Origin of the sequence: Allocoprococcus comes (assembly GCF_013300725.1) — a bacterium.
GTDB classification, from domain to species: Bacteria; Bacillota; Clostridia; order Lachnospirales; family Lachnospiraceae; genus Allocoprococcus; species Allocoprococcus comes_A.
This window is the reverse complement of sequence record NZ_JAAIMM010000016.1, coordinates 39,070-62,187: the sequence shown is the minus strand read 5'-3', so window position 1 is coordinate 62,187 and position 23,118 is coordinate 39,070. Positions and strand designations below refer to the sequence as shown.

Annotated in this window: 15 protein-coding genes; all 15 read left to right on the top strand. The window is 42.3% G+C overall.

Annotated features, from left to right (window positions below; translation table 11 throughout):
* Nucleotides 1–4: 4 nt before the first annotated feature.
* The 15 genes from G4407_RS09935 to tyrS all read left to right on the top strand — a co-directional run bounded on the left by G4407_RS09935 (nt 5) and on the right by tyrS (nt 23,109).
* Nucleotides 5–868, top strand: a complete 864-nt coding sequence (locus G4407_RS09935; protein ID WP_173688796.1) for a 4Fe-4S binding protein — start codon at nt 5–7, stop codon at nt 866–868.
* A gap of 3 nt (nt 869–871) precedes the next feature.
* A complete protein-coding gene (locus tag G4407_RS09930) occupies nt 872–1,270 on the top strand; it encodes a NusG domain II-containing protein (protein WP_173688771.1) in 399 nt (132 codons plus the stop codon).
* A gap of 15 nt (nt 1,271–1,285) precedes the next feature.
* On the top strand, nt 1,286–1,801 hold the full coding sequence (locus G4407_RS09925) for a Gx transporter family protein (protein WP_173688770.1): 516 nt from the start codon (nt 1,286–1,288) through the stop codon (nt 1,799–1,801).
* Nucleotides 1,802–1,870: 69 nt separating this feature from the next.
* Nucleotides 1,871–6,967, top strand: coding sequence for a penicillin-binding Tp47 domain C-containing protein (locus G4407_RS09920; protein WP_173688769.1), 5,097 nt, complete (start codon nt 1,871–1,873; stop codon nt 6,965–6,967).
* Nucleotides 6,968–7,148: 181 nt separating this feature from the next.
* Complete coding sequence (locus G4407_RS09915; protein WP_173688768.1) at nt 7,149–8,432, top strand: glycine/sarcosine/betaine reductase component B subunit; 1,284 nt, start codon at nt 7,149–7,151, stop codon at nt 8,430–8,432.
* Nucleotides 8,433–8,446: 14 nt separating this feature from the next.
* Nucleotides 8,447–9,718: a glycine/betaine/sarcosine/D-proline family reductase selenoprotein B gene (locus G4407_RS09910; protein ID WP_173688767.1), complete on the top strand. Its 1,272-nt coding sequence runs from the start codon at nt 8,447–8,449 to the stop codon at nt 9,716–9,718.
* Nucleotides 9,719–9,732: 14 nt separating this feature from the next.
* A complete protein-coding gene (locus G4407_RS09905; RefSeq protein ID WP_173688766.1) occupies nt 9,733–11,142 on the top strand; it encodes a Na+/H+ antiporter NhaC family protein in 1,410 nt (469 codons plus the stop codon).
* Nucleotides 11,143–11,352: 210 nt separating this feature from the next.
* On the top strand, nt 11,353–12,951 hold the full coding sequence (locus G4407_RS09900; protein ID WP_173688765.1) for a response regulator: 1,599 nt from the start codon (nt 11,353–11,355) through the stop codon (nt 12,949–12,951).
* Nucleotides 12,948–14,729, top strand: a complete 1,782-nt coding sequence (locus G4407_RS09895) for a sensor histidine kinase (protein ID WP_243868819.1) — start codon at nt 12,948–12,950, stop codon at nt 14,727–14,729. The genes G4407_RS09900 and G4407_RS09895 overlap by 4 nt, the downstream gene beginning before the upstream one ends.
* Nucleotides 14,719–16,008: an ABC transporter substrate-binding protein gene (locus G4407_RS09890; RefSeq protein ID WP_330586049.1), complete on the top strand. Its 1,290-nt coding sequence runs from the start codon at nt 14,719–14,721 to the stop codon at nt 16,006–16,008. Before G4407_RS09895 ends, G4407_RS09890 begins: the two co-directional genes overlap by 11 nt.
* 178 nt (nt 16,009–16,186) lie before the next feature.
* Nucleotides 16,187–17,506: an ABC transporter substrate-binding protein gene (locus G4407_RS09885; RefSeq protein ID WP_173688763.1), complete on the top strand. Its 1,320-nt coding sequence runs from the start codon at nt 16,187–16,189 to the stop codon at nt 17,504–17,506.
* 310 nt (nt 17,507–17,816) lie between these two features.
* Nucleotides 17,817–18,668 (top strand): carbohydrate ABC transporter permease, encoded by an 852-nt coding sequence (locus tag G4407_RS09880; protein WP_008373199.1) that lies wholly within the window; start codon nt 17,817–17,819, stop codon nt 18,666–18,668.
* Entirely contained in the window at nt 18,668–19,510 is an 843-nt protein-coding gene (locus G4407_RS09875; protein WP_173688762.1) for a carbohydrate ABC transporter permease, read from the top strand. Before G4407_RS09880 ends, G4407_RS09875 begins: the two co-directional genes overlap by 1 nt.
* A gap of 198 nt (nt 19,511–19,708) precedes the next feature.
* Entirely contained in the window at nt 19,709–21,112 is a 1,404-nt protein-coding gene (locus G4407_RS09870; protein WP_173688761.1) for an alanine/glycine:cation symporter family protein, read from the top strand.
* A gap of 773 nt (nt 21,113–21,885) precedes the next feature.
* Nucleotides 21,886–23,109 carry a tyrosine--tRNA ligase gene (gene tyrS / locus G4407_RS09865; protein WP_173688760.1) on the top strand — a complete coding sequence of 408 codons (1,224 nt, stop codon included), beginning with the start codon at nt 21,886–21,888 and terminating at the stop codon, nt 23,107–23,109.
* Nucleotides 23,110–23,118: the final 9 nt, after the last annotated feature.

The window sequence follows — 23,118 nt, the reverse complement described above, 5'->3', positions numbered from 1 at the left end:
AAAGATGGATATTCATAATTTAACGGCGAAAGATATAAAAAAATTACATGTATGGCTGAGAGCATTGATCCAGGTACTGTATTTCCTGTTTATCCCATCTGTGTATACAGCGGCATTTGCCGGAGTGAAATACATATTTACACAGATCGGTGCAGGCGAGAAGGTTTCCATGACCTCATTTGTGACAGTACTGGTTGTGATCTGTATTTACACGATCCTGTTCGGAAGATTCTTCTGCGGATTTGCCTGTGCATTCGGTACGCTGGGAGACGGCGTGCATGCACTCTATGTGTGGATTTGTAAAAAGATAAAAAAGAAACCTCTTCAGATCGCGGATGCATGGACAGAAAAGCTCTGTTATCTGAAATATATTGTACTGGCACTGATTTCAATCCTGTGCTTTGCAGGTGTCTACAGCGAGGCAAAAGGAACCAGCCCGTGGGATGTATTTTCCATGCTACATGCCGGCAACTTTAAGCTTGGCGGATATCTGGTGGGACTCGTCCTTCTGGTTCTGATCATTGCAGGAATGTGCTTTGAAGAACGTTTTTTCTGCAGAAATTTCTGCCCGATGGGAGCAGTTTTTTCGCTGCTTCCGGTCCTGCCGTTTTTCGCTCTTCACAGAGATCGGGAAAACTGCATCAAAGGATGTAAGGCATGTACGAAGAAATGTCCTTCTAACATCGGACTTCCGGAAGACGGATCTCCAAAGGTAGAAGGTGACTGTTTCCAGTGCCAGAAATGTATCGATACCTGTCCGAAAGGAAATATTCATACCGGTGTGAAAGGGCTTTGCGGAAATGAATTCTGGTTTACGATTTTACGGGCAGTGATCTTACTAATGCTTCTGCTCTGGCTTGGTGTATAGAAGATGAAGAAGAAAGATCTAATACTTGGAGCAGGGATTATTGTGATTGCGCTTGCGATGCTGCTTGTGATGCAACTGACGAGAGGGGAAGAAGGAAATCAAATCCAGGTTACGCTGGATGGGAAAATCTATGGAACGTATTCCTTATCGAAGGATCAGACCATCGAAGTAAAGGATGGCGATTTCTATAACCGGATCCGGATTGAAGACGGAAAGGCGTATATGGAAGAGGCAAACTGCCCGGATGGATACTGCGAGGAACAGGGAAAGATCAGCGGGCATACACAGACGATCGTTTGTCTGCCGCATAAGCTTGTGGTAGAGGTTCTGGAAAATGAAAGTAAGCAGAATTCTGGAGTATCGGATTCGGAAGATGCAGCTCCGGATACAATCGCAAAATGATAAAGGGAATAGCAGATGAATAAAAACAGAAAACTTGCCAATATGGCAATGCTGGTTGCACTGGCGATGATATTCAGTTATGTGGAAAGCTTAATACCGATCAATTTCGGGATACCGGGAATGAAGCTCGGAGTTGCCAATCTGGTGACTGTGACCGGGCTGTATTTCCTGGAACTTCCGGAAGTATTTCTGGTGGTAGTTATGAGGATCCTTCTGACCGGCTTTTTGTTTGGAAATGGAATGTCGATCATATACAGTCTGGCAGGAGGAATCTTAAGCTTTCTGGTTATGGCACTGATGAAGAGGCTGAAAGGATTTTCCGTAGCCGGAGTCAGTATCGCCGGAGGCGTGTCACACAATATCGGTCAGATTATCGTGGCATCCATTGTAGTAGAGAATCTGAAACTGGTTTATTATCTTCCGGCACTTCTGATCGCCGGTACAGTGACCGGATTCGTGATGGGAATGATAAGTAAAAAGCTGCTTCCGATCGTAAAAAGAGAATCGGAGAGAGCAGCACAGGTAGTTTAAATTTTTTTTGATTATAGGTTAGTAGAAGCTGACTTAATAATAAATTTTATCAACAACAAGGAGGTAATTATGGGAAAGGGAACGATTAAGACAAAGGCTATGACAATGGCTGTGGCGATGTCGATGGTAGCTGGACTTTGCCCGTCGACGGTGTTTGCGGCATCGGGTAGTGTAGTTGCAAAGGATGGAACTTATACAGCAACAAAGCATGTTGTTAATAATCCGGATGATGAAAATGATTGGGATGAGTATGATGTGGAGGTAAGCCTTATTGTTTCCGATGGGAAATTTTCAAATATTACGGTTACGCCTAAGAATGGATATGATTCAACTACTAATGATTCTTATTTTAACAAGGCTTATAATAAGTCAAAAGGAATCAACACATTACTAAAAGATAAAGATGCGACAGAAGATACAATAAACGGTTGGGATACAAAGACTGGTGCTACATGTACAGCAACGGCAGTTAAAGCAGCTGCGCTCGAAGCGATTCAGTCTGCTCCGGCAGCATCAACTGAAGTAACAGTAGATACGACAGCGTTAAGTGGTGCAATTGCATCGGCGGAGGCACTTAAAGATAAAGAGGAAGATTATACTGCAGAGTCATGGAGTAATATGCAGGAAAAGCTGACAGCAGCAAAAAATGCTCTTACAGCAAAAGACCAGGCAACAGTCGATGCAGCAGCAAAAGCTTTAACAGATGCAATGGATGCACTTGAAGCAAAAACTCCGGAAGTACAGAAAGAAGTCTATGTGTTAATGAACATTCCATATGCTGATTTCTACAAAGCAGAAGGTGTGACAGGTGCGGATGCGGTTTCATCAGCAACAAAGCAGAAAACGAGAGGAACACTTGTAGCAGGATCTTATCATGTAAACAGTGATGGATCGGATATTACAGGTGTAACTTTCCCGGTTAAGATCAGTGATGCATCAGTACTGAAAAATTACACACAGATTACAGATGAGAGTAAAGTTGATATTACTACACAGTCAAAAAATGGTGAAACGACAACAACTTATACTGGAAAAGATGCATTATTTGAAAGTGCAAGCTATTCATACTATATTTTAAGTGAAGCACCATCTTACTATAAAGAAGCAACAGTAAATTCTGATGGAAGCCTGAGCTTTGGTGAAATAAAAGGAACAGAGGTACAGACTTTATCAGATGCCACAACAAAGTTTTCAACTTCATCAAGATATGGTGATTATCAGTTAAATATAAGCGGACTTCCGTCAGAGATTAAAACTGTATATGGTGTAGTAATCAGTACCGAGGAAGGCAGCAAATATGGACTTCGTCATCTGGAAAATATCTGGAAAAACAAAGAACTTGCATGGAGTACCGGATTTGTAACACAGTCAAAGGGAAACAACCTTGATTATAAAGATTATGCTGCGATGATGGGACAGACGATCAATAAAGTAACTTACTACACAGACAAGGGAATTTATGAAATTCCAATGGATCAGAAAGTCGCAAAGAAGTTCTCAGGATTTGTTTCTGTTAGTGATACATCAATTAATGCTAAAAGTGCAGCAATCACAGTAAGTAGTATTCTAGAAGATTTTGAAGAAGAATACGAAATCGAAGGACTGGACAAAGATGCCTATACAGTAGATATTACAAAAACCGAGAAAGGCACAACCAGAACAATCACATTTAATAAGACACCGGAAAAAGGCAGATATACATTAACTCTCAATGATAAGAGCGGTGTTTATGCGCCAATTTCAACTACATTTAATTTGTATACAGAAGCAATTCCGGCAAAATATAATGAAGACGGAAAAGAACCGGCGCTGGAGAAAGCGGAGGATGCAAGTGCAGACGAATATCAGATATATTTAAAAAATATTACATCTGTGACAGTAAATGGAAAAGAATATGCAACATCTGGAAAGAAAGCAGTAAAACTGATTAAAGAAGATGGTAAACTTGATCTTGAACAAGATGTATTCAAAGATGCAAAAGCAGGAGATGCATTTGCTATAACAATTGCAGAAGATGGATATCAGCCGTATACATTTACTTATAAAGTGTCTGGAGAAGACAGTGAATATTCTTATGTTTATGTTGGAATGAGCTGGGCTGAATATTGGGCAAATGAAGGGGTGTATAATGCAGGAAGTACAAAATCGTCAGATGTTACAGATTCAAGGAATGAATATGATAAAGGTGCGTTTGACACTGTTACAAGAGCTACAACAAACCATGGACTTCACAGAGGAAGTTTTCAGTGTACTGCAGTGATTGAAGACACTGAGGGTGAAAAACATTATTTGTCACATTGGGAAGGTAAAGATCAGGCAGTGATGACAGATGGTACGACTTATACTTATGCAAAAGGTGTATTTACAGCAAAAAATGGAAGTTCATTTACACAGAAAGAATATGAAGTAACCGGTCTTAAATATGTGCCGGTTAAGGTAAAAACAGTAGATCTGAGTTCATTGAAAGAAAAATATACAGTCGTAGAAAATGGCGGTGAACTGATTGGTGGATACGGTGAAAACCAGCTCAAGTCATACAAAACGATTGCAGATGTAACAGCGAATACAAATGGTCTTAAGACAGCAGAAAAGCAGAAAGATGGTTCTTTCGCATTTTCAGCAAGAACAACAGGATCTTATTCTGGATTAAAGGATACACAGCTTGCAACTGCTGATGTTACTCCGGATGTCAAAGCAGGAGATAAAGTTGGAAGCTATGGAGAATTCATCCGTGTAGATTTTAATGGAAATTATGGCGGACTTGGTTCTGCAATGCAGGCTGTTGAATGGACATACTATGGAAATGATGGTACTTATACAAATCCGGTAAGAGTATTTGGAACGAAATTTGCAGCAGATAACTGGATGCATAAATCAATGGGGATCCAGCTTGGACTTACTGATTCTTTAAGATGCCAGCTGCCGGAAAATACAGATGGAACCGGTTACTGGAAGATTACGATTTATGGACTTGGTTATGCTGATTACAGCTATAATTTTGAGGTTGGAACAGAGAATATTGCCACATTAAAAACAGCAAGTGCAGAAGAAATAGCGGCATTGCAGGCCAAGATCGATGAAGCAAAAGCCTTGAATCAATCTGCGTATACTACTGATAGCTGGAAGAAGATGCAGGATGAACTGGAAGAATCAGAAGATCTCCTTAAGTCAGAAAATCCATTGAAGTCAGAAGTAAACGAACAGGTTAAACATCTGACAGATGCAATTGGCTCTCTTGTGAAAGCGCAATATGTTCTCATGAACATCCCATACGCAGAATTCTACAAAGCTGAAACAACAGGTAATGATATTGCGGTAGATGCATTTACTTCTGCGACAAAGAACAAGACCAGAACCAAAGGTCTTGCAGGTGGATCATACCATGAAAATGCAGATGGATCCAAGATTGATGGCATCACTTATGCTGTAAAAGTAGACCCTTCGGTAGATCTTTCAAAATATAAAGAAGTGAAAGACAGTGATTCCGTAGAAATTACAGTTACAAACAGAGGACAGACAACTACCACAACACTGACTGGAAAAGACACATTATTTGAGAATGCATCTTATGCATACTATCCACTTACAGAAGCACCGGCAAACTATAAAGAAGCTTCTGTCGATGCAGATGGAAATCTTGTGTTCAGTGAAGTAAAAGGTCAGGAAGCAACGAAAGTAGAAGGAGTTACAGCTGAACTTTCAACCGAAACATCTTATGGAGATTATGAGCTTGATCTTGCTGGACTTCCAGAAGAAATCACATCAGATAATGTAAATGCAGTTGTAGTAAAGACAACAGACGGAACCGCTTATGGTATGCGTCATCTGGAAAATATCTGGAGAGGTAATGAAATCGCATGGAGTACCGGATTTACAAGTGAAGTACATGGTTGCCCGACATCTTCTGAACACTATAAATCTATGATGGGTAAGACGATTGACAGCATTGAGTATTATACAACAAATGGGGTATATACAATGGATATCGAAGATATCTATGTTCCTGTAAAATCAGAAACTACAAAAGCAGAAGTTGCAGATGCAGATATTGAAGCAGGCAAGACTACAATCAATGTACAGCTTCCGGATGGATTTGATCCGGAATACAGTGTGGCTGGACTGGATGTGTCGGTAGAAGGTAATGTGCTGACTTTTAAAGCAGCGACAGAGAGCAGAGCAGCAGCTTCTGTAAAACCTGGAAAATATACTCTCACAATTAAAGATAAGAACAAGAAATATGCAGATGTTGTTACAACATTTACATTGACAACAAAAGATATGCCTGCAGCATATGATGCAGAGAACAAGAAACTTGTAGAGGCAGCAGGATTTGACACAGATGCGCTTAAAGCTTATCTTGGAAATATTACTTCTGTAAATGTAAATGGTAAAGATTATGCAGCAAGTGGAAGAGGCTCCGTAGTTATTATCAATAAGGATGGTACGATCAAGACAGATGCAGATCCATTTAAGGATGCGGTAGCTGGAACGGAATTCCAGATTACAGTAGCTTCAACAGGTTATACAACTCCGCTTACATTTACTTACAAGATAGCAGAGACTCCGGCACCGGCAGAGGTTGATACAACAGCACTGGAAGCTGCAATTGCAGAAGCTGATAACCTCAAAGAAGCAGACTACACAGCAGAAAGCTGGAGTGTATACCAGGCAGCACTGCAGAGTGCACGTACTGCACTGGAAGCAAAGGAAAGTCAGGATGCAGTTGATCAGGCACTTGCTGCTTTAAATGCAGCAAAAGATGCACTGGTTAAAGCTGAAGAAGAACCGGTTGCAATCAATACTGCTTCTCTTGAAAAAGCAATTGCAGACGCAAAAGCGCTTAAAGAAGCAGATTACACAGCAGATAGCTGGAAAGCACTGCAGAGCGCACTTTCAGATGCCCAGAAAGCACTGGAAGCAAAAGAAAGCCAGGAAGCAGTAGATAATGCAACAAACAGCCTGAACAAAGCAATCAAGGCACTTGCAAAGAAAGACAGCTCATCTGTAAAGAAAACAGATGGTACAACAAATGGATCAAAGACAAGCGGAAGCGATTCTGTGAAGACCGGAGATCCGGCAAACGTACTTGGCTGGTTAGGACTTGCAGTTTCTTCGCTCGGAGTAGGTATGGGCGGCTTTGCCTGGAAGCGCAGAAAAAGAAAATAATGCAGATTCAGTAAACTGAAAAAATCAGCAAAGGGGATGAGCAGACAGAATGCTCATCCCTTTTTAACAGAATACTAATAGAAAAATACAATTTATTTTATAAATGGAATTGATATCTTAATGCTTTAGTGAGATAATAGAGCGATGTGAAAAACATAAATAAAATCAAAGGAGTGGAAAAATGCATTTAGAATTAAGAAAAATCAAAATTCAGAATATTGCATTTGGAGAGGAAAACGTAATTCGGGATCATGTTCTTTATCTGAACAAAGAATCATTGGCCGAAGAAGTCATGAAAGATAAGAGAATTAAAAAAGTTGATTTCGATATTGCAAGACCGGGGGAATCTGTGAGGATTATTCCGGTAAAGGATGTAATTGAACCACGTGCCAAACTGGAAGGAGATATTTTCCCGGGAATTTTCAAAGAGACAATGGAAGAGGGAGGATATGGCGTTACCTATGCACTGAAAGGGTGTGCAGTAACAACGACTGGACCAATCGTAGGCTTTCAGGAGGGACTGATCGATATGAGTGGACCGGCGGCAGAATATACACCATTTTCAAAGCTGAACCATTTGGTTATGGTGATCGAAAAACAGCCGGAATTTGATGCCCATGAACATGAACAGATGGTCAGAATGGCAGGAATCCGCCTGGCAGCATTTGTGGGACAGCTTGCAGTTGGACAGGAAGAGTATGAATCAGAAGAATATACATGGGACAGCATTGGAGAGAAATATGCACAGTATCCGGATCTTCCGAAAGTAGTCTATGTCTATAACTGCATGAGTCAGGGACTTCTGCATGATACATATTTCTATGGAAGAGATTCCAAGCAGATGGTTCCGACGATGATCACACCGCTCGAAGTGATGGATGGAGCACTGGTAAGCGGTAACTGTGTATCTCCGGGATCCAAGACTACGACCTGGCATCATCTGAATAACGCTGTGATCGAAGAATGTATGAAAAAGCATGGAAAAGAAATCAATTTCATGGGAATCGTGCTGAATCCGTTGATGGTAAGTCTGAAAGAAAAATACAGAGACTGTATGCTGACAGTCCGGATGGTTGAAATGCTTGGTGCGGACGGAGTCATTATTTCGCAGGAAGGATTTGGTAATCCGACAACGGATCTGATGCTTGTATGCCAGGGCCTTGAAAAGCGCGGAATCAAGACAGTGATCATTACAAATGAAGATGCCGGTGTCGATGGAATGTCAGAATCTCTTCCGGACAGTGTCACAGAGGCAGATGCAATTGTTTCAACCGGTAACAGTAATGCAACGATCATGCTTCCGAAGATGGAGAAAACAATCGGCGTATTAAGTGATGTTGCAAAGACAACAGGTGGTAATGTAGATTCTATTCAGGATGACGGAAGACTTCTGATTGAGATCCATGGAATCATGGGTGGTCACAATCTGCAGGGAAATACTTACCTGGGAGCAATTACAATTTAAGGAGCCGTAGAAAGATGAAGAAAGTTTTATTTTATACAAACCAGTTTTTTGGTCAGATTGGTGGAGAAGCAGAAGCTTATCAGAAGCCATTCATAGAGCAGGGAGCAAGAGGAAATGCACAGGCTTTTGTTCCGCTTCTCGAAGATGCCGAGATTGTGGCAACGATCGTGTGCGGAGATAACTATTATGCCGAGAATATGGATGAGGTAAAAGCGTTTGTTGAAGCGCAGATTACGGAACTCAGCCCGGACCTTATCATTGCGGGACCGGCGTTTAATGCAGGTAGGTTTGGAATCGCCTGTGCAGATATCTGTAAGGATGCCGTGCAGAAGATGCACGTAGAAGCAATCACAGGTCTTTATGAAGAGAATCCGGCAGTTGAGATGTACCGGAAAGATATCTATATTCTGAAAGTTGGTAAATCGGCAGCTGCAATGCGTAAGGCAGTAAAGCTTATGGCAGGATTCGCAAATAAGCTTCTTGCAGGGAAAGAAATTGGTCTGCCAAAAGAAGAAGGATATTATCCAAAAGGAAAGAGAGTGAATGTATTCCGTCAAAAGAATGGCGCTGAGCGTGCGATGGATATGTTGCTGAAAAAACTGAAAGGTGAACCATATGAAACAGAGCTGGAAATTTCTGTTTATGAAAAAGTAAAACCGGCAGAAGGACTGGATACTCTTGCAGGAAAAAAGATCGCACTTTGTACTTCCGGTGGAATTGTCGCATTTGGCAATCCGGACCATATGCCTGCTGCGACAGCAAAATTTTTCAAACAGTACAGTATTGAAGGCATGGATGGCTTAAAAGCGGGAGAGTTTGAATCTGTCCATGCAGGATACGACCCGGTCTATGCAAACCTGGATCCAAACAGAGTAGCACCGCTTGATGTGCTTCGCATGATGGAAAAAGAAGGAAAGATAGGAAGTATTTATCCATATCTGACTACAACCACCGGAAATTCAACTTCAGTAGCAGATGCAACCCGCATGGGAATGGAGATTGGTGCAATCCTGAGTAATGCAGGAGTAGATGGTGTAATTCTCACCAGTACCTGAGGTACCTGTACACGTTGCGGTGCAACGATTGTAAAACAGATTGAAAAAGCAGGAATTCCGGCAGTTCATGTATGTACAGTAACACCTATTTCCAATACAGTTGGTGCAGCAAGGATTTCCGGTGCAGAAGCAATCCCTTACCCAACAGGAAATCCGAATCTGACACCGGAAAAAGAACTTATCAGAAGAAGAGAGATTGTCGAGACAGCATTGGCAAAATTATTAAAATAACGGGGGGAAAAAAGATGGACTATGGTATTTTATCTTTAGCACCGGCGATCATTGCGCTGGCACTGGCATTTGCAACAAAGAATGCGTTGTTTTCTATATTGATCGGAGTTGTAGTCGGAGTTGCGATCACCGGTAATAATTTATTATTCGGATTTTCGGATCTGATGCAGAATGCACTTGGAAATGCGGATTTTATCTGGATCCTTGCACTGGAAGTATTTGTAGGAATCCTGGTGGCATTATTTCAGAAATCAGGTGCGATCCAGGCATTCTCGAATGTCGTTGGAAAAAAGAACCTGAAGCAGAGAGGAGCACAGTCTCTTGCGTTTCTGCTTGGTATTTTTATTTTCTTCAGCGATTACTTCAGCCCACTTTATGTAGGAACTGTTATGAAAGGAATTACAGATAAAGCACGCGTGTCAAGAGAAAAGCTTGCATACATCTGTGATTCGACATCAGCACCGGTTTGTACAGTTATTCCATTTTCTTCATGGGGAATTTATATGGCAGGTCTTCTGGTTGCACTTGGAACCAAGAATATTCCGGATACAAATGCAGCACAGAAAGTGATCATCCATATGGTGCCATATAACTTTTACGGAATTGCAGCTGTTCTGATGTGCGGACTGATCGCAGTGGGAATTATCCCGGATTATGGTCCTATGCGTAAAGCAGAAAAAAGAGCAAAAGAAGAAGGAAAAGTAATCAGCGATAAAGCAAGGCCAATGATGAGTGATGAGCTTGATAAAATCCAGTTAAAAGAAGGATGCAAGCCGAATCTGTTTCTGAATTTTCTGATGCCGGCGCTCATCATTATCGCAGTTACGATCGGAACTTATGTGTGTATGGGAAGTGCCAAAACACTGGAAGCATTTATCGCAGCCGTTGTATACCAGTTCATTGTAATGCTGATCCAGAAAATGGGAACGGTGAATGAACTTGTTGACACAGCAGTAGAAGGAATTAAGAGTGTTATGTCTGCGATGCTGATCCTTGCAATGGCATATTGCCTGAATTCTATCAGCAGCACACTTGGAACTGCAGATTATGTAATTTCTATTACAGAAAGCTGGATGACACCGACGATCCTTATGACATTGACTTTTGTAGTATCTTCTTTTATAGCATTCTTTACAGGAACTTCATGGGGAACCTATGCGATTGTTACACCGATCTGTGTACAGATGGCTCTGAATATATCGGGTGGAGCTTTAACACCGGTCGTATATGCTACAATAGCAGCTGTAATGGGTGGAGGATGCTTTGGTGATCATTGCTCACCGCTTTCTGATACCACGATTTTATCATCACTTGCAACCGGATCTGATCATATCGATCATGTAAAGACGCAGCTTCCATATGCACTTACGGCAGGAGTAGTTGCATGTATCGGTTTTCTGATTATTGGAGTGACCTGTGCATAGTTAAAAGTTGAATTTATAGAAAGTTGTTACTTGTACAAATTTGTAGAAGTAACGGCTTTTTTTAATTTCTTGCTATTTATTTTTCTAAAATGTATAATTTTTGGTAAAAGTATGATTTTTTGCATCGGAAGTATAGTTTTTGATAAATTCTTTATCATGTCTTATCTAAAATAAGAAGTAGGAAGATTATCAGGAATGGGGAAAAACGGTATGAAATTATTAAAACTTGTGATCGTAGATGACGAACCAATCCTTCTGCAGGGACTGGTTAAGACGTACAACTGGAACGAAATGGGATTTGAAGTTGCCGGTCAGGCACAGAGTGGGGAGCAGGCAATCGAAGTGATCAAAAAAGTGAAGCCCCATGTAGTACTGACGGATATCCGGATGAAACAGATTTCCGGTCTGATGGTGATGGAAGAGATCCAGAAGACAGAGCTGGATCCGGTTTTTATTGTACTCAGTGCATACCGTGACTTTAATTATGCACAGCAGGCGTGTGATCTTGGTGCATATGCATATCTGCTGAAACCAATCGAGGAAAATAAACTACAGGAGACTATGCAAGGTGCATACCAGACCTGTATGGAGAAACTGGAAAGCGAAGAGCGTTATGAAAGCTGGGAAAATATGGTCCGAAAAGATTCCACCAGTTTTCTCCAGGTTGTTGTACAGAAATATTTACAGAATAAAATTTCCTATGAAAAGATGCAGGAAGTATTTGCAATCCTGAAGGATGTGATCGAAGAGGGCGACCGTTTTATCGCAATATGTGTGGATCTTGATCTTACATATAAGATTACGGATGCACTGAATTACGAAGCAGCCAGGCTGGAATTGATACAATCTCTGGAAGAAAAGTTTTCAGAGCGGTATTTTTTCTGGCATTTTGAAAAGGCAGAAGGCTGTCATGTATTTCTGATCAAGACAAAGGAAAATGCGACGGTGCGCGAGATTGCACAGATTCTGGATCAGGTTAAGAAGGAACAGAAAAGCCCGGTTACTGCGTCGATTTCCAAACCGTATAAAGGACTGGATGGAATCCGCCGGAGTTACGAAGAGGCACAGGGACTTTTCGAGCCAATCTGCAACAGAGCCACAGATGAGAATACTTTTTCCATACCTGTGAAAAAGGAAGAAAAAGCGGCAAAGAGTGATTGCGAAGAGGCAGGCCTTACGATCGTCAATGCTGTACGGAAGAATGTGTTTAAAGAGTTAAAACAGGCTTTTATTGCGTTGATCTACGCACTTCCACATGAGGAAGAGTTACAGATCCGTTATATACATAAGGTTATGCTACAAGCGGAGATGATGCTGAACGATACTTACGGAATGACGGAAAAACTGCAGAAACAGTTCCGGAATTATTATTCTAATATGGAGAGTCTGACAGCGGCACAGGCGGTAGATGTCAGTTATAGGATCCTCGGAGAAGCAATTGAGGAACGGGAAAAATACGCAGAAAGCGGAGAAAATAAATGTGCAAAGGAATACATGACAGTGGCACTTTCTTATATCAGTGAGCATTTGCAGGATGAAGAACTTTCTATTGTTCATGTGGCAACGCAGATTTACCTGAATCCGGTATATTTCGGCCGTGTATTTAAAAATACATTTCATATGACCTTTAAAAAGTATCTCTTGCAGCAGAGAATGGAGAAAGCAAAGCGGCTGATCCAGGATGGATGTGAGAGTATAGGAACGGTATGTGAGCAGGTGGGAATCAGCAATGCATCCTATTTTTCGCATTTATTTAAAGAATATACAGGAAAATTACCGAGTGAATACAAAAAGGATTACGAAGAATGAAGAATTGGGTGATTAAATCCGGAATACAGAAAAAATACCTTCGATATACGATGGGGCTTCTGTTGCTGGCAATTTTGCTGTCAAGCATCGGTGTCTGGATCTATGTAAGGCAGAGTCTGACCACAGAGGTTACAGATAAATATGAATTTTTAAATGAGAAGATGGGGCTGGCTCTGGATACACTGTCAAAAGAGGCGGATGAAGGGACGGCAGAATGTATTACTTACGATCTGGTTCAGGAAAGTCTGAAAAAAGCTTCACTTGCAGATGTGGAAAAGAACTCACTTCAAAAATATTTTGCCTATATGAATCTGGATCATGTGGCAGAATACTGTTATGTGGACAATAAAAATAATGTTTATGCCAGATCCTATTCTAATATAGATTATGAAGATTTTTTAGACAGCCATCTGGAAGATTACATGGGAGATTCTTATGCGAAAACACAGTGGTTCTGGGCGAAGGATACTCTGTTTGGAACGGAGAAAGAAACATTGTTTATCGGAAGATATGTACACAGTATGGAATACGCCAGCAAACCAGGGCTGTTGCTTATCAAGATGAATGACAGCTTTCTGGAAACGATACTTGGAAAGGATCGGAGTATGACAGATGACGTGCAGATCGGAATTCTGGATAAGGAGGGGAATTTATGCGCTGCCTGGTGCCCGAAAGGGACGAAGATTGCGGATGCGGTAAAACAGGAAGTCTATAGGATCAGCGCACAGGAAACAAGCGGTATCCTTGCAAAGAGCCGGAAAGTAAGCGGTGGTGTTTGCTCGGTTTATAAAGAGAGCGGATCGGGAATGACCGTTTTTACAGTTGTTCCATCGAGTATTATGACACAGGGGACTATCCGGGTAATTACGGTGCTGGCAGGGATCTATTTGTTTGTAGCGGTTGTGGCAGTGGTACTGAGTATTTATTTCTCCAAACGTTTTACCAGTCCTATCCGGGAAATTAGCGAAGAAATGACGCAGTTTGATGGGAATGATTTCAGCCGTCTGATCGAATTGAATACGAATACGGAGCTGGATCAGATCGGTCATTCGTATAATAAGATGCTGGAAAATATTGAGAATCTTCTGGCGGAGATCAAAGACCAGGAGGGGGAACTCAGGAGAACTGAGCTGAATATGCTTCTGGCGCAGATCAATCCACATTTTCTTTATAATACGCTGGATACGATCTATATGCTTGCGCGGATCAATGGCGAAGAGACGACCATGAAAATGATTCAGGCACTTTCCAGATATCTGCGTCTGTCACTCAGTAAAGGCAGCGATATCGTAACGGTAGAAGATGAACTGGAAAATGTAAAAAGCTACATGGAAATCCAGCAGATCCGGAATGCAGATCTGTTCCATTATGAGATCGCGTGTAGTGTAGAAGAAAAAAATACATGGATCCTGAAGCTGATCCTGCAGCCACTGGTGGAGAATGCGATCAAGTATGGATTTTGTGAAATCTATGAAAATGGTCTGATCCGGATTGAGATTTCAAGGGAGGATCAGCAGTTGAAGATCGTGGTATTTAACAATGGAAAGCCGATTGACCGGGAAATGATGGAGAAGATCAATGCCTTAAACGGGCAGTCGATCCTTAAGGCGAAGAAATGTTTCACGGACAAAGAGCATGGATATGGTGTGGTGAATATACTGACCAGGCTGCGGCTGAAATATGGGGAGGATGTGTTGTTTTATTATGAGGCAGAGGAAAATGGAACCCGGTGTACGATCAGGATTCCGGATGACGGAAAGGAGAACCGTGATTTATAGAAAATATATGCGATCTGTGCTATGTATTGTTCTGATTCTGACACTTTTGTCCGGATGCGGCAGGGATACGGATCGGACCAGTCAAAGCGCGAAGAAGAAAGAAATTGATATACCGATCATTCTGACGGTAGACCCGACTTCTGGAAAGAAAACGGAACAGGATGTGATCGATGCATTTAACGAAGAGTATGCCGGCACTTATCATATGAAAGTGGAATGGATCATGGAAACGGAAGAGGAATATCGTAAGAATCTGAAACGATTAAATGTAACGGATGAGCTTCCGGCAGTCATCTATGATGTGCGCACTCTGCCGTCTTTTTATCAGATGATGGTTGCCGATGGCAGGATTGAGAATCTGACTCCTTATCTGGAAGCGGATGAAAAGTGGAGAGAGATGATCGAACCGGCAGTTATGGAAGGCTGTACGGATGAAGATAGCAATGTCTATCTTGGACCGATCAGTACCGCAGCGTTTGCCTGTTCTGGTATGTTCTGGAACCCGGAACTTTTCGAAGAGGCAGGAATTGATAAATTTCCGGAGACCTGGGAAGAATTCTGGGAATGCTGTGAAAAGCTTCAGGAACATGGGATCATACCGCTTGGCCTTCATACAGAAGGAACCGGATGGGCACCAATGCTGATCGCAACTGCGGAAGCGGCATCCACGGAGGAAGGATACAATTTTATGAAAGAACTTCTGCCGGAGAGCTATGCTAATGATACTGGTCTTGAAATCGCAGAGACACTTCAGAAATTATTCCAGTATACAACGGAAGATGCATTTCATGCAGACTATGATGTGGCATACAATAATTTTGTTTCCGGGAAAGTAGCCATGATTCCAAACGGGTACTGGATGATCAACCAGCTTCCGGAAGAATGGCAGGAAAAGATAAGATTTTCCGCATTTCCGGAAAATAAACTGATCGCTTCGCCGGAAACTTTTGGCTGGGCGGTAGTGTCTACATATAGTAGAGAAATCAAAGAAGGAGCTGTAGAATTTCTGAAATTTCGCACCAGATTCAACCAGGAAGAGAAAAAGGAACTGATGGATAAGAACGGGCGGAATGGCAGCAGCCAGCTCCTTCAGGATTATGTAAATGCCTATAATAACAATCCGCAGATCGTTCCGAACTATCAGGTAAAATGGAATTCCATCCTCCAGGAAGAAACACTCGGGGAGTGCCTTCCGGAGCTTGCCGCAGGGAAAATAACACCTGCACAGGTTGTGGAGGCTGCAAATGAGAGTATCCGGGAGTATGAAGCGGAGAGGTAGGAGAAGACGGACGCGACCGCCCTGAAGTCTTGGCGTCCCTTTATCAATAACAAATTTTTTACATACCCCAAAGTATATTTTTTGGTATATGAGGTTTTCTATTTGCTACATCCTTTGCCTGGATTCTTGCTATTATCTAAGCATAGAAAAGAAATCCAGACGAGGAGGAACGGAAATTATGAAAAACAAAAAAAGATGGCTGGCACTGGGGCTGGTAGGAATCATGACACTTGGATGCTTTGCAGGATGTGGAAGCAAGAGCGATGACAAGAGTGCAGACAGTAAAGGGGACAGCAGCAAAGGATCTGTATATTATCTGAACTTCAAACCGGAGCAGGATGAACAGTGGCAGCAGCTGGCAAAGGATTACACAAAAGAGACAGGTGTAGATGTAACGGTTGTTACAGCAGCTTCCGGAAACTATGAAACCACTCTGATGAGTGAAATGGGAAAGAGCGGAGCACCAACATTATTCCAGGTAAACGGACCTGTAGGACTTGCAAACTGGAAAGATTACTGCTACGACTTATCAGATTCTGATATTTACAAAGAACTCACAAGTGATGATTATGCACTGAAAGATGGAGATTCTGTAGCGGGTATCGGATATGTTATTGAAACATACGGAATTATCACAAATAAGACATTATTAAAAGAAGCAGGATATACACCGGATGACATCAAATCCTTTGCAGATCTGAAGAAAGTAGCAGAAGACATTACAAAGAGATCTTCTGAACTTGGATTCTCTGCATTTACTTCAGCAGGTATGGACGGATCTTCAGACTGGAGATTCAAGACACACCTTGCAAACCTTCCAATCTACTTTGAATATCAGGATGAAGGAATTAACACAACAGATGCAATCAAAGGTACATATCTTGACAATTACCGTGATATGTGGGATCTGTACATCAACAACAGCACATGTGCTCCAAAAGATCTTGCTGCAAAGACAGGCGACGATGCAAGAAATGAATTCCTGAATAAAAAAGCTGTATTCTATCAGAATGGTACATGGGAATATACACAGCTGATCGATGGCGGTCTTACAGATGATGATCTGACCATGCTTCCGATTTACTTTGGTGTAGGCGATGAAGCAAACCAGGGACTCTGCACAGGTACAGAAAATTACTGGTGCGTAAATAAAGACGCAGACGAAGCTGATATTCAGGCTACATTAGATTTTATGGACTGGTGTGTAACTTCAGATGAAGGAACAAAATGTATGGCAGACGATATGGGATTCAATATTCCGTTTAAGAAAGCTCAGGAATCTCAGAATCTCTTTATCAAAGAAGACAAACAGATGACAGAAGACGGAAAGACTCCGGTAGCATGGAACTTCTCAACAATGCCTTCAGAAGAGTGGAAAAATGGTGTTGGATCTGCACTGACAGCTTATGCAGCAGATCAGACAGATGCTAACTGGGATGCAGTAGTAAGCGCATTCGTAGATGGATGGGCATCAGAATACAAGCTTGCAAATGAATAAATAAGTTGCATAAAAAGAACTGACCTAGGGGCAGGCGGTCTGCCTGCCCCTTTTTTAATTTCATAGGAAATTCCAAAGGAACTTCCTATGAAATTAAAGGCACTGCGTGCCGGAGATGCGCACTCGCACGAAGATGAAGAATGTCGCAAGCGGTCTACGCTCCGCTTCGGTCGTTGCTTAACGAGCGCCACTGGCGCTCAGCAACGCGCTCGGCGCGAGAATGTGCTGAGGCACATTCTTTCTTAAAATGAAATGAGAGTTAACCTGGTAGGGAGATCCTTCCGGGCAAAAGGAAAAGAGGAGGATTTCTATGGAAAAGGCACTGAAAAAACATGCACCAATATTTGTTCTCCCAACATTTCTTGCATTTGTGATCGGATTTATCATTCCGTTTGCACAGGGATTTTATCTTTCTTTCTGTAAATTTACAACAGTAGGAAATGCAACATTTGTTGGAATATCAAATTATACAGCAGCGATCAAGGATACATCATTCACAAGTTCATTTAAATTTACAGTATTATTTGCGATTGTATCGATCTTACTGATCAACGTACTGGCATTTGGTCTGGCACTGCTTCTGACACAGAAGTTAAAGGGAACCAATATTTTCAGAACTATTTTCTTTATGCCGAACCTGATCGGTGGAATCGTACTTGGATATATCTGGCAGATCCTGATCAACTGTCTTCTTACGATCATCGGCCAGCCGCTTCTGGCACTGAATTCTTCAGCCGGTTACTGGGGACTTATCATTTTGATGTGCTGGCAGCAGATCGGATATATGATGATTATTTACATCGCAGGTCTTCAGAATGTACCGGATGATCTGATCGAAGCAGCAGAGATTGACGGAGCAGCAAAGTGGGATATCCTCTGGAAGATCAGAGTTCCGATGGTAATGTCTTCCATCACGATCTGTGTCTTCCTGACACTTACCAATTCATTTAAATTGTTTGACCAGAACCTTGCTCTTACAGGTGGAGATCCAAACCATGCGACAGAAATGCTGGCACTGAATATTTACCAGACATTCTACGCACGTGCCGGAATGCAGTGGAAAGGTTATGGGCAGGCAAAAGCAGTGATCTTCTGTGCTCTGGTTATCATTATTTCACTGGTACAGCTGAAAGCAACAAGATCTAAGGAGGTGCAGCAGTAATGAAAAAGAAGAAAAGTATTGCAAATACAATATGGACAGTTATTTTAACAATTGCGGCACTCGCCTGGATTTATCCGATCATTATGATCCTGATGAACTCTTTGAAAAAAGAATCAGCGATCAGTACAGGAACTGCATTTAAACTTCCAACTGCAGATGCATTTGCAGGAATCACAAACTATGTAGATGCCATTGCTTCAAAAGGATTTTTAAGCAGTCTTGGATACAGTACATTTATTACGATTACTTCTGTGGTTGCTATTCTTGTATGCTGTTCAATGTGTGCATGGTATATAACCCGTGTAAATAGTCCGATTTCAAAGATTTTATATTATCTGTTTGTATTTTCCATGGTTGTTCCTTTCCAGATGGTTATGTTCACCTTGTCACAGACAGCAGATACCTTACATCTGAATATGCCATGGAATATCTGGGTGATCTATCTCGGATTTGGTGCAGGTCTTGCGGTATTTATGTTCTGCGGATTTGTAAAATCCATTCCGGTAGAGATCGAGGAAGCTGCGATGATCGATGGATGTAATCCGCTGCAGACTTTCTTTTTGATCGATATCCATATCCTGAAGCCTACCATGATATCCGTAGGTATTCTGGAAGCAATGTGGGTATGGAATGACTACCTGCTTCCAACTCTTGTACTTGATATTAAGAAATATAAAACGATTCCAATGCTGATCCAGTATTTCCGCGGAAGTTACGGAAGAGTTGAAATGGGACCGATGATGGCAAGCATTATGCTTACAGTAATCCCGATCATCATTGTATATCTGGCAGGACAGAAATACATCATCAAGGGTGTTGCTGCCGGAGCTGTAAAGGGATAGAAAAATATAGTATAAATTTGGCGGACAGGTTGCTTGTCCGCTTTTTTTATATTGACATTTTGTTTGAAAAAATTAATATTTTTACAAAGTGATTGGGGACGAAATGACAGGGAATAAATAGAAAAAGCTTGCAAATTTTGAGAGTTTCCGTTAAGATATTGCGAAAATGGTAGAAAACATTGAGAAAGGAAAGAAGGTATGTTTCAGAAAATTATTGGGGCGGTCAGTTCATTTATGTACAGCAAACTTCTGGTGATTATGCTGATCGGAGCAGGTTTATATTTTACAATCCGGACAAGATTTCCACAGGCGCGTTTATTTAAGAGAGCTTGTGAGTCCGTGATGGAGAAGCCGGACGACAAAGAGGCAATCTCATCATTCCAGGCGCTTATGGTTTCAACGGCATCGAGAGTAGGAACGGGAAATATTGTCGGGGTGTCATCGGCAATCTGTATTGGGGGATTTGGTTCTGTATTCTGGATGTGGGTGATTGCGATTATCGGAAGTGCGTCTGCACTGATTGAAAGTACGCTGGCACAGATTTACAAGAAAAAGGGAGAGGATGGGAAATGCTATGGTGGTCCGGCTTATTATATCGAGGCGGCGCTGCATTGCAGACCACTGGCGATCGTGTTCTGTATTGCCATGATCATGACTTATGCGTTTGGATTCAATATGCTGGCATCCTACAATCTGCAGTCTACATTTTCCGGATTTTCTTTTTATGATCCGAAGATAAGCCCATGGATCATTGGCGGGATTCTGGCAGTTATGACCGGATGGTGTCTGCTTGGCGGCGGAAGCCGTATTGTAAAGGTGACATCGACGCTTGTGCCGGTGATGGGACTTGCATATATCGGGATTGCGCTGATTGTGGTTATCATCAATATCCGCAATGTACCGGAAATGTTCCTCCGTATTTTTGAGGAAGCGTTTGATTTCAAAGCAATTTTCGGAGCATTTGCAGGCTCCGCAATGATGCAGGGAATCCGCCGGGGGCTGTATTCCAACGAAGCCGGAATCGGTTCGGCGCCGAATGCATCCGCTTCTGCAAACGTCAGCCATCCGGTCAAACAGGGACTGGTTCAGATGCTGTCTGTCTTTATCGACACGCTGTTGCTGTGTACAGCAACAGCGATGATGTGTATGTCATCCGGCATTGATCCGACAAAAGAAATGCAGGGCGCGCCATGGGTTCAGGCTTCCCTTCAGGAGTCACTGGGAACAGTTGGACCGGTATTTATCACGGTGGCTATGGTATTTTTTGCGTTTACAACGTTGCTTGGAAATTGCTTCTATTGCGACAACCTTCTGACCTATATCCATAAAAAGGAACCAGACAGAAATTTTATGCGAGGGTTCCGTCTGGTATCGGCATTTGTTGTATTTCTGGGGGCAGGTATGGAAATGTCGCTTTTGTGGGATCTTTCGGATGTGCTGATGGGCGTGATGGCTCTGATCAATATTCCGGTGATCCTGATTTTGTCCGGGACGGCATTTAAGGCAATCCGGGATTATGAGGATCAGTTGAAGCGGGGAGTTAATCCGGTGTTTAAAAGTGCAGATATTGAGCTGGAGCAGAAGACGGATTTCTGGAATTAGGGAATCTGCGAGAGTGGTTCGGAAAATGATGGAAGGCTGCGAATTGGATTTGACAAAAGTTGTTTTGTGATAATTTGGTATGAAATCCGGCTTGACAAATTTTGAAGGATACGGTAGTATGACAAAAGAAGAGAAAATTACAGGCTATGAAGAGAACAAGTAGCAGATGACAAGGCTCAGACAGAAAGTAACCGGTTGATGAGAGGTGCACGAAGAGTCAGATGCGAATACATCTTGGAGCTTCACACCGAACGCGCGGAAGCGCAAGTAAGCTGTGACGGAGTGGCGGACGTTATACCTGCTGCGGTAATGTTAGTTACTGACTGAGGCATTCGGTGCGAGCCGGGTGTGAATTAAGGTGGTACCACGAGAGAATATACCTCGTCCTTAAAGGCTGATTGGCCGGAGGACGAGGTTTTTTTATTGGAAAAATTGAAGGGGTTCAGGACGGACGCTTTTTGAAGATTTTTCCAATTGTCTGCGGTTTCGGGAGCTGATACTTCTAAGTTTCTGAAGATTTGCTAAAAGCATCAGTGAAAATCCATAACTCGCTGCGCTCAGACAGATGGATTTTTACTGATAACGCAAATATTCAGAAACTAAAAAGTATGAGGCAACTCCCTGCAAAGGCAGAGCAATTGGAAAGATCTTCAAAAAGCTGACAGTCCAAAATACTTCAAAGAGTTCCAGACAGGAATACCGCCTCCGTCTCCGGGGGAGAAGATTGGCTGTGACTAAGATATAGGTTTTGAAAAAGAAAGGAAAGATTAGAAATGGGTATTTATGAAGAGCTGCAGGCTAGAGGATTGATTGCACAGGTTACGGATGAGCCGTTAATTAGGGATCTGGTGAATAATGGGAAGGCTACGTTTTATATTGGGTTTGACCCGACGGCGGACAGTCTGCATGTTGGACATTTTATGGCACTTTGTCTGATGAAGAGACTGCAGGAGGCTGGAAATAAGCCGATCGCTCTGATCGGGGGCGGTACTGCTATGATCGGGGATCCGTCTGGCAGAACGGATATGCGTCAGATGATGACTCCTGAGACAATTCAGCACAACTGTGATTGCTTTAAGAAGCAGATGAGCCGTTTTATTGATTTTTCAGACGGGAAAGCACTGATGGTAAACAATGCAGACTGGCTGATGGATCTGAATTATGTGGAAGTACTTCGTGAAGTCGGAGCACACTTCTCCGTAAACCGTATGCTGACAGCAGAATGCTACAAACAGCGTATGGAAAAGGGACTGAGCTTCCTTGAATTCAACTACATGATCATGCAGAGCTATGACTTCTATATGTTATACCAGAAATACGGCTGTAACCTTCAGTTTGGTGGAGATGACCAGTGGAGCAACATGCTTGGTGGTACAGAACTGATCCGTCGTAAGCTTGGTAAGGATGCAAGTGCAATGACAATTACTCTGCTTCTCAACTCAGAAGGTAAGAAGATGGGTAAGACACAGTCCGGTGCTGTATGGCTTGATCCGGAAAAAACGTCTCCGTTCGAATTCTACCAGTACTGGAGAAATGTGGCAGATGCAGACGTTCTGAAATGCCTGCGTATGCTCACATTCCTTCCACTTGAGCAGATTGATGAGATGGACAAATGGGAAGGTGCACAGCTTAACACAGCAAAAGAAATCCTTGCATTCGAACTGACAAAACTGGTTCACGGCGAAGAAGAAGCTACGAAGGCACAGGAAGGTGCACGTGCACTGTTCAGCTCAGGAAATGCAGCAGATATGCCGACCGAAGAGCTTTCTGATGAAGATTTTGCAGATGGAACTATCGATATCCTGACACTGCTTCACAAGAGTGGACTGGTTGCTTCCAAGTCAGAAGCACGCCGTGCTGTACAGCAGGGCGGAGTTGCTGTTGACGGAGAAAAGGTTTCTGATATTGCAGCAACATTTGCAAAAGCAGACTTTGAAGGTGACGGAAAGGTTGTCAGAAAAGGAAAGAAGAACTTCCGTAAAGTAATCGCAAAATAAGAGGGAAAA

Bases quoted from the DNA above. Each gene is read 5' to 3' on its own strand.
- G4407_RS09935 (WP_173688796.1), top strand. From the start codon at position 5: ATGGATATTCATAATTTAACGGCGAAAGATATAAAAAAATTACATGTA.
- G4407_RS09930 (WP_173688771.1), top strand. From the start codon at position 872: ATGAAGAAGAAAGATCTAATACTTGGAGCAGGGATTATTGTGATTGCG.
- G4407_RS09925 (WP_173688770.1), top strand. From the start codon at position 1,286: ATGAATAAAAACAGAAAACTTGCCAATATGGCAATGCTGGTTGCACTG.
- G4407_RS09920 (WP_173688769.1), top strand. From the start codon at position 1,871: ATGGGAAAGGGAACGATTAAGACAAAGGCTATGACAATGGCTGTGGCG.
- G4407_RS09915 (WP_173688768.1), top strand. From the start codon at position 7,149: ATGCATTTAGAATTAAGAAAAATCAAAATTCAGAATATTGCATTTGGA.
- G4407_RS09905 (WP_173688766.1), top strand. From the start codon at position 9,733: ATGGACTATGGTATTTTATCTTTAGCACCGGCGATCATTGCGCTGGCA.
- G4407_RS09900 (WP_173688765.1), top strand. From the start codon at position 11,353: ATGAAATTATTAAAACTTGTGATCGTAGATGACGAACCAATCCTTCTG.
- G4407_RS09895 (WP_243868819.1), top strand. From the start codon at position 12,948: ATGAAGAATTGGGTGATTAAATCCGGAATACAGAAAAAATACCTTCGA.
- G4407_RS09885 (WP_173688763.1), top strand. From the start codon at position 16,187: ATGAAAAACAAAAAAAGATGGCTGGCACTGGGGCTGGTAGGAATCATG.
- G4407_RS09880 (WP_008373199.1), top strand. From the start codon at position 17,817: ATGGAAAAGGCACTGAAAAAACATGCACCAATATTTGTTCTCCCAACA.
- G4407_RS09875 (WP_173688762.1), top strand. From the start codon at position 18,668: ATGAAAAAGAAGAAAAGTATTGCAAATACAATATGGACAGTTATTTTA.
- G4407_RS09870 (WP_173688761.1), top strand. From the start codon at position 19,709: ATGTTTCAGAAAATTATTGGGGCGGTCAGTTCATTTATGTACAGCAAA.
- tyrS (WP_173688760.1), top strand. From the start codon at position 21,886: ATGGGTATTTATGAAGAGCTGCAGGCTAGAGGATTGATTGCACAGGTT.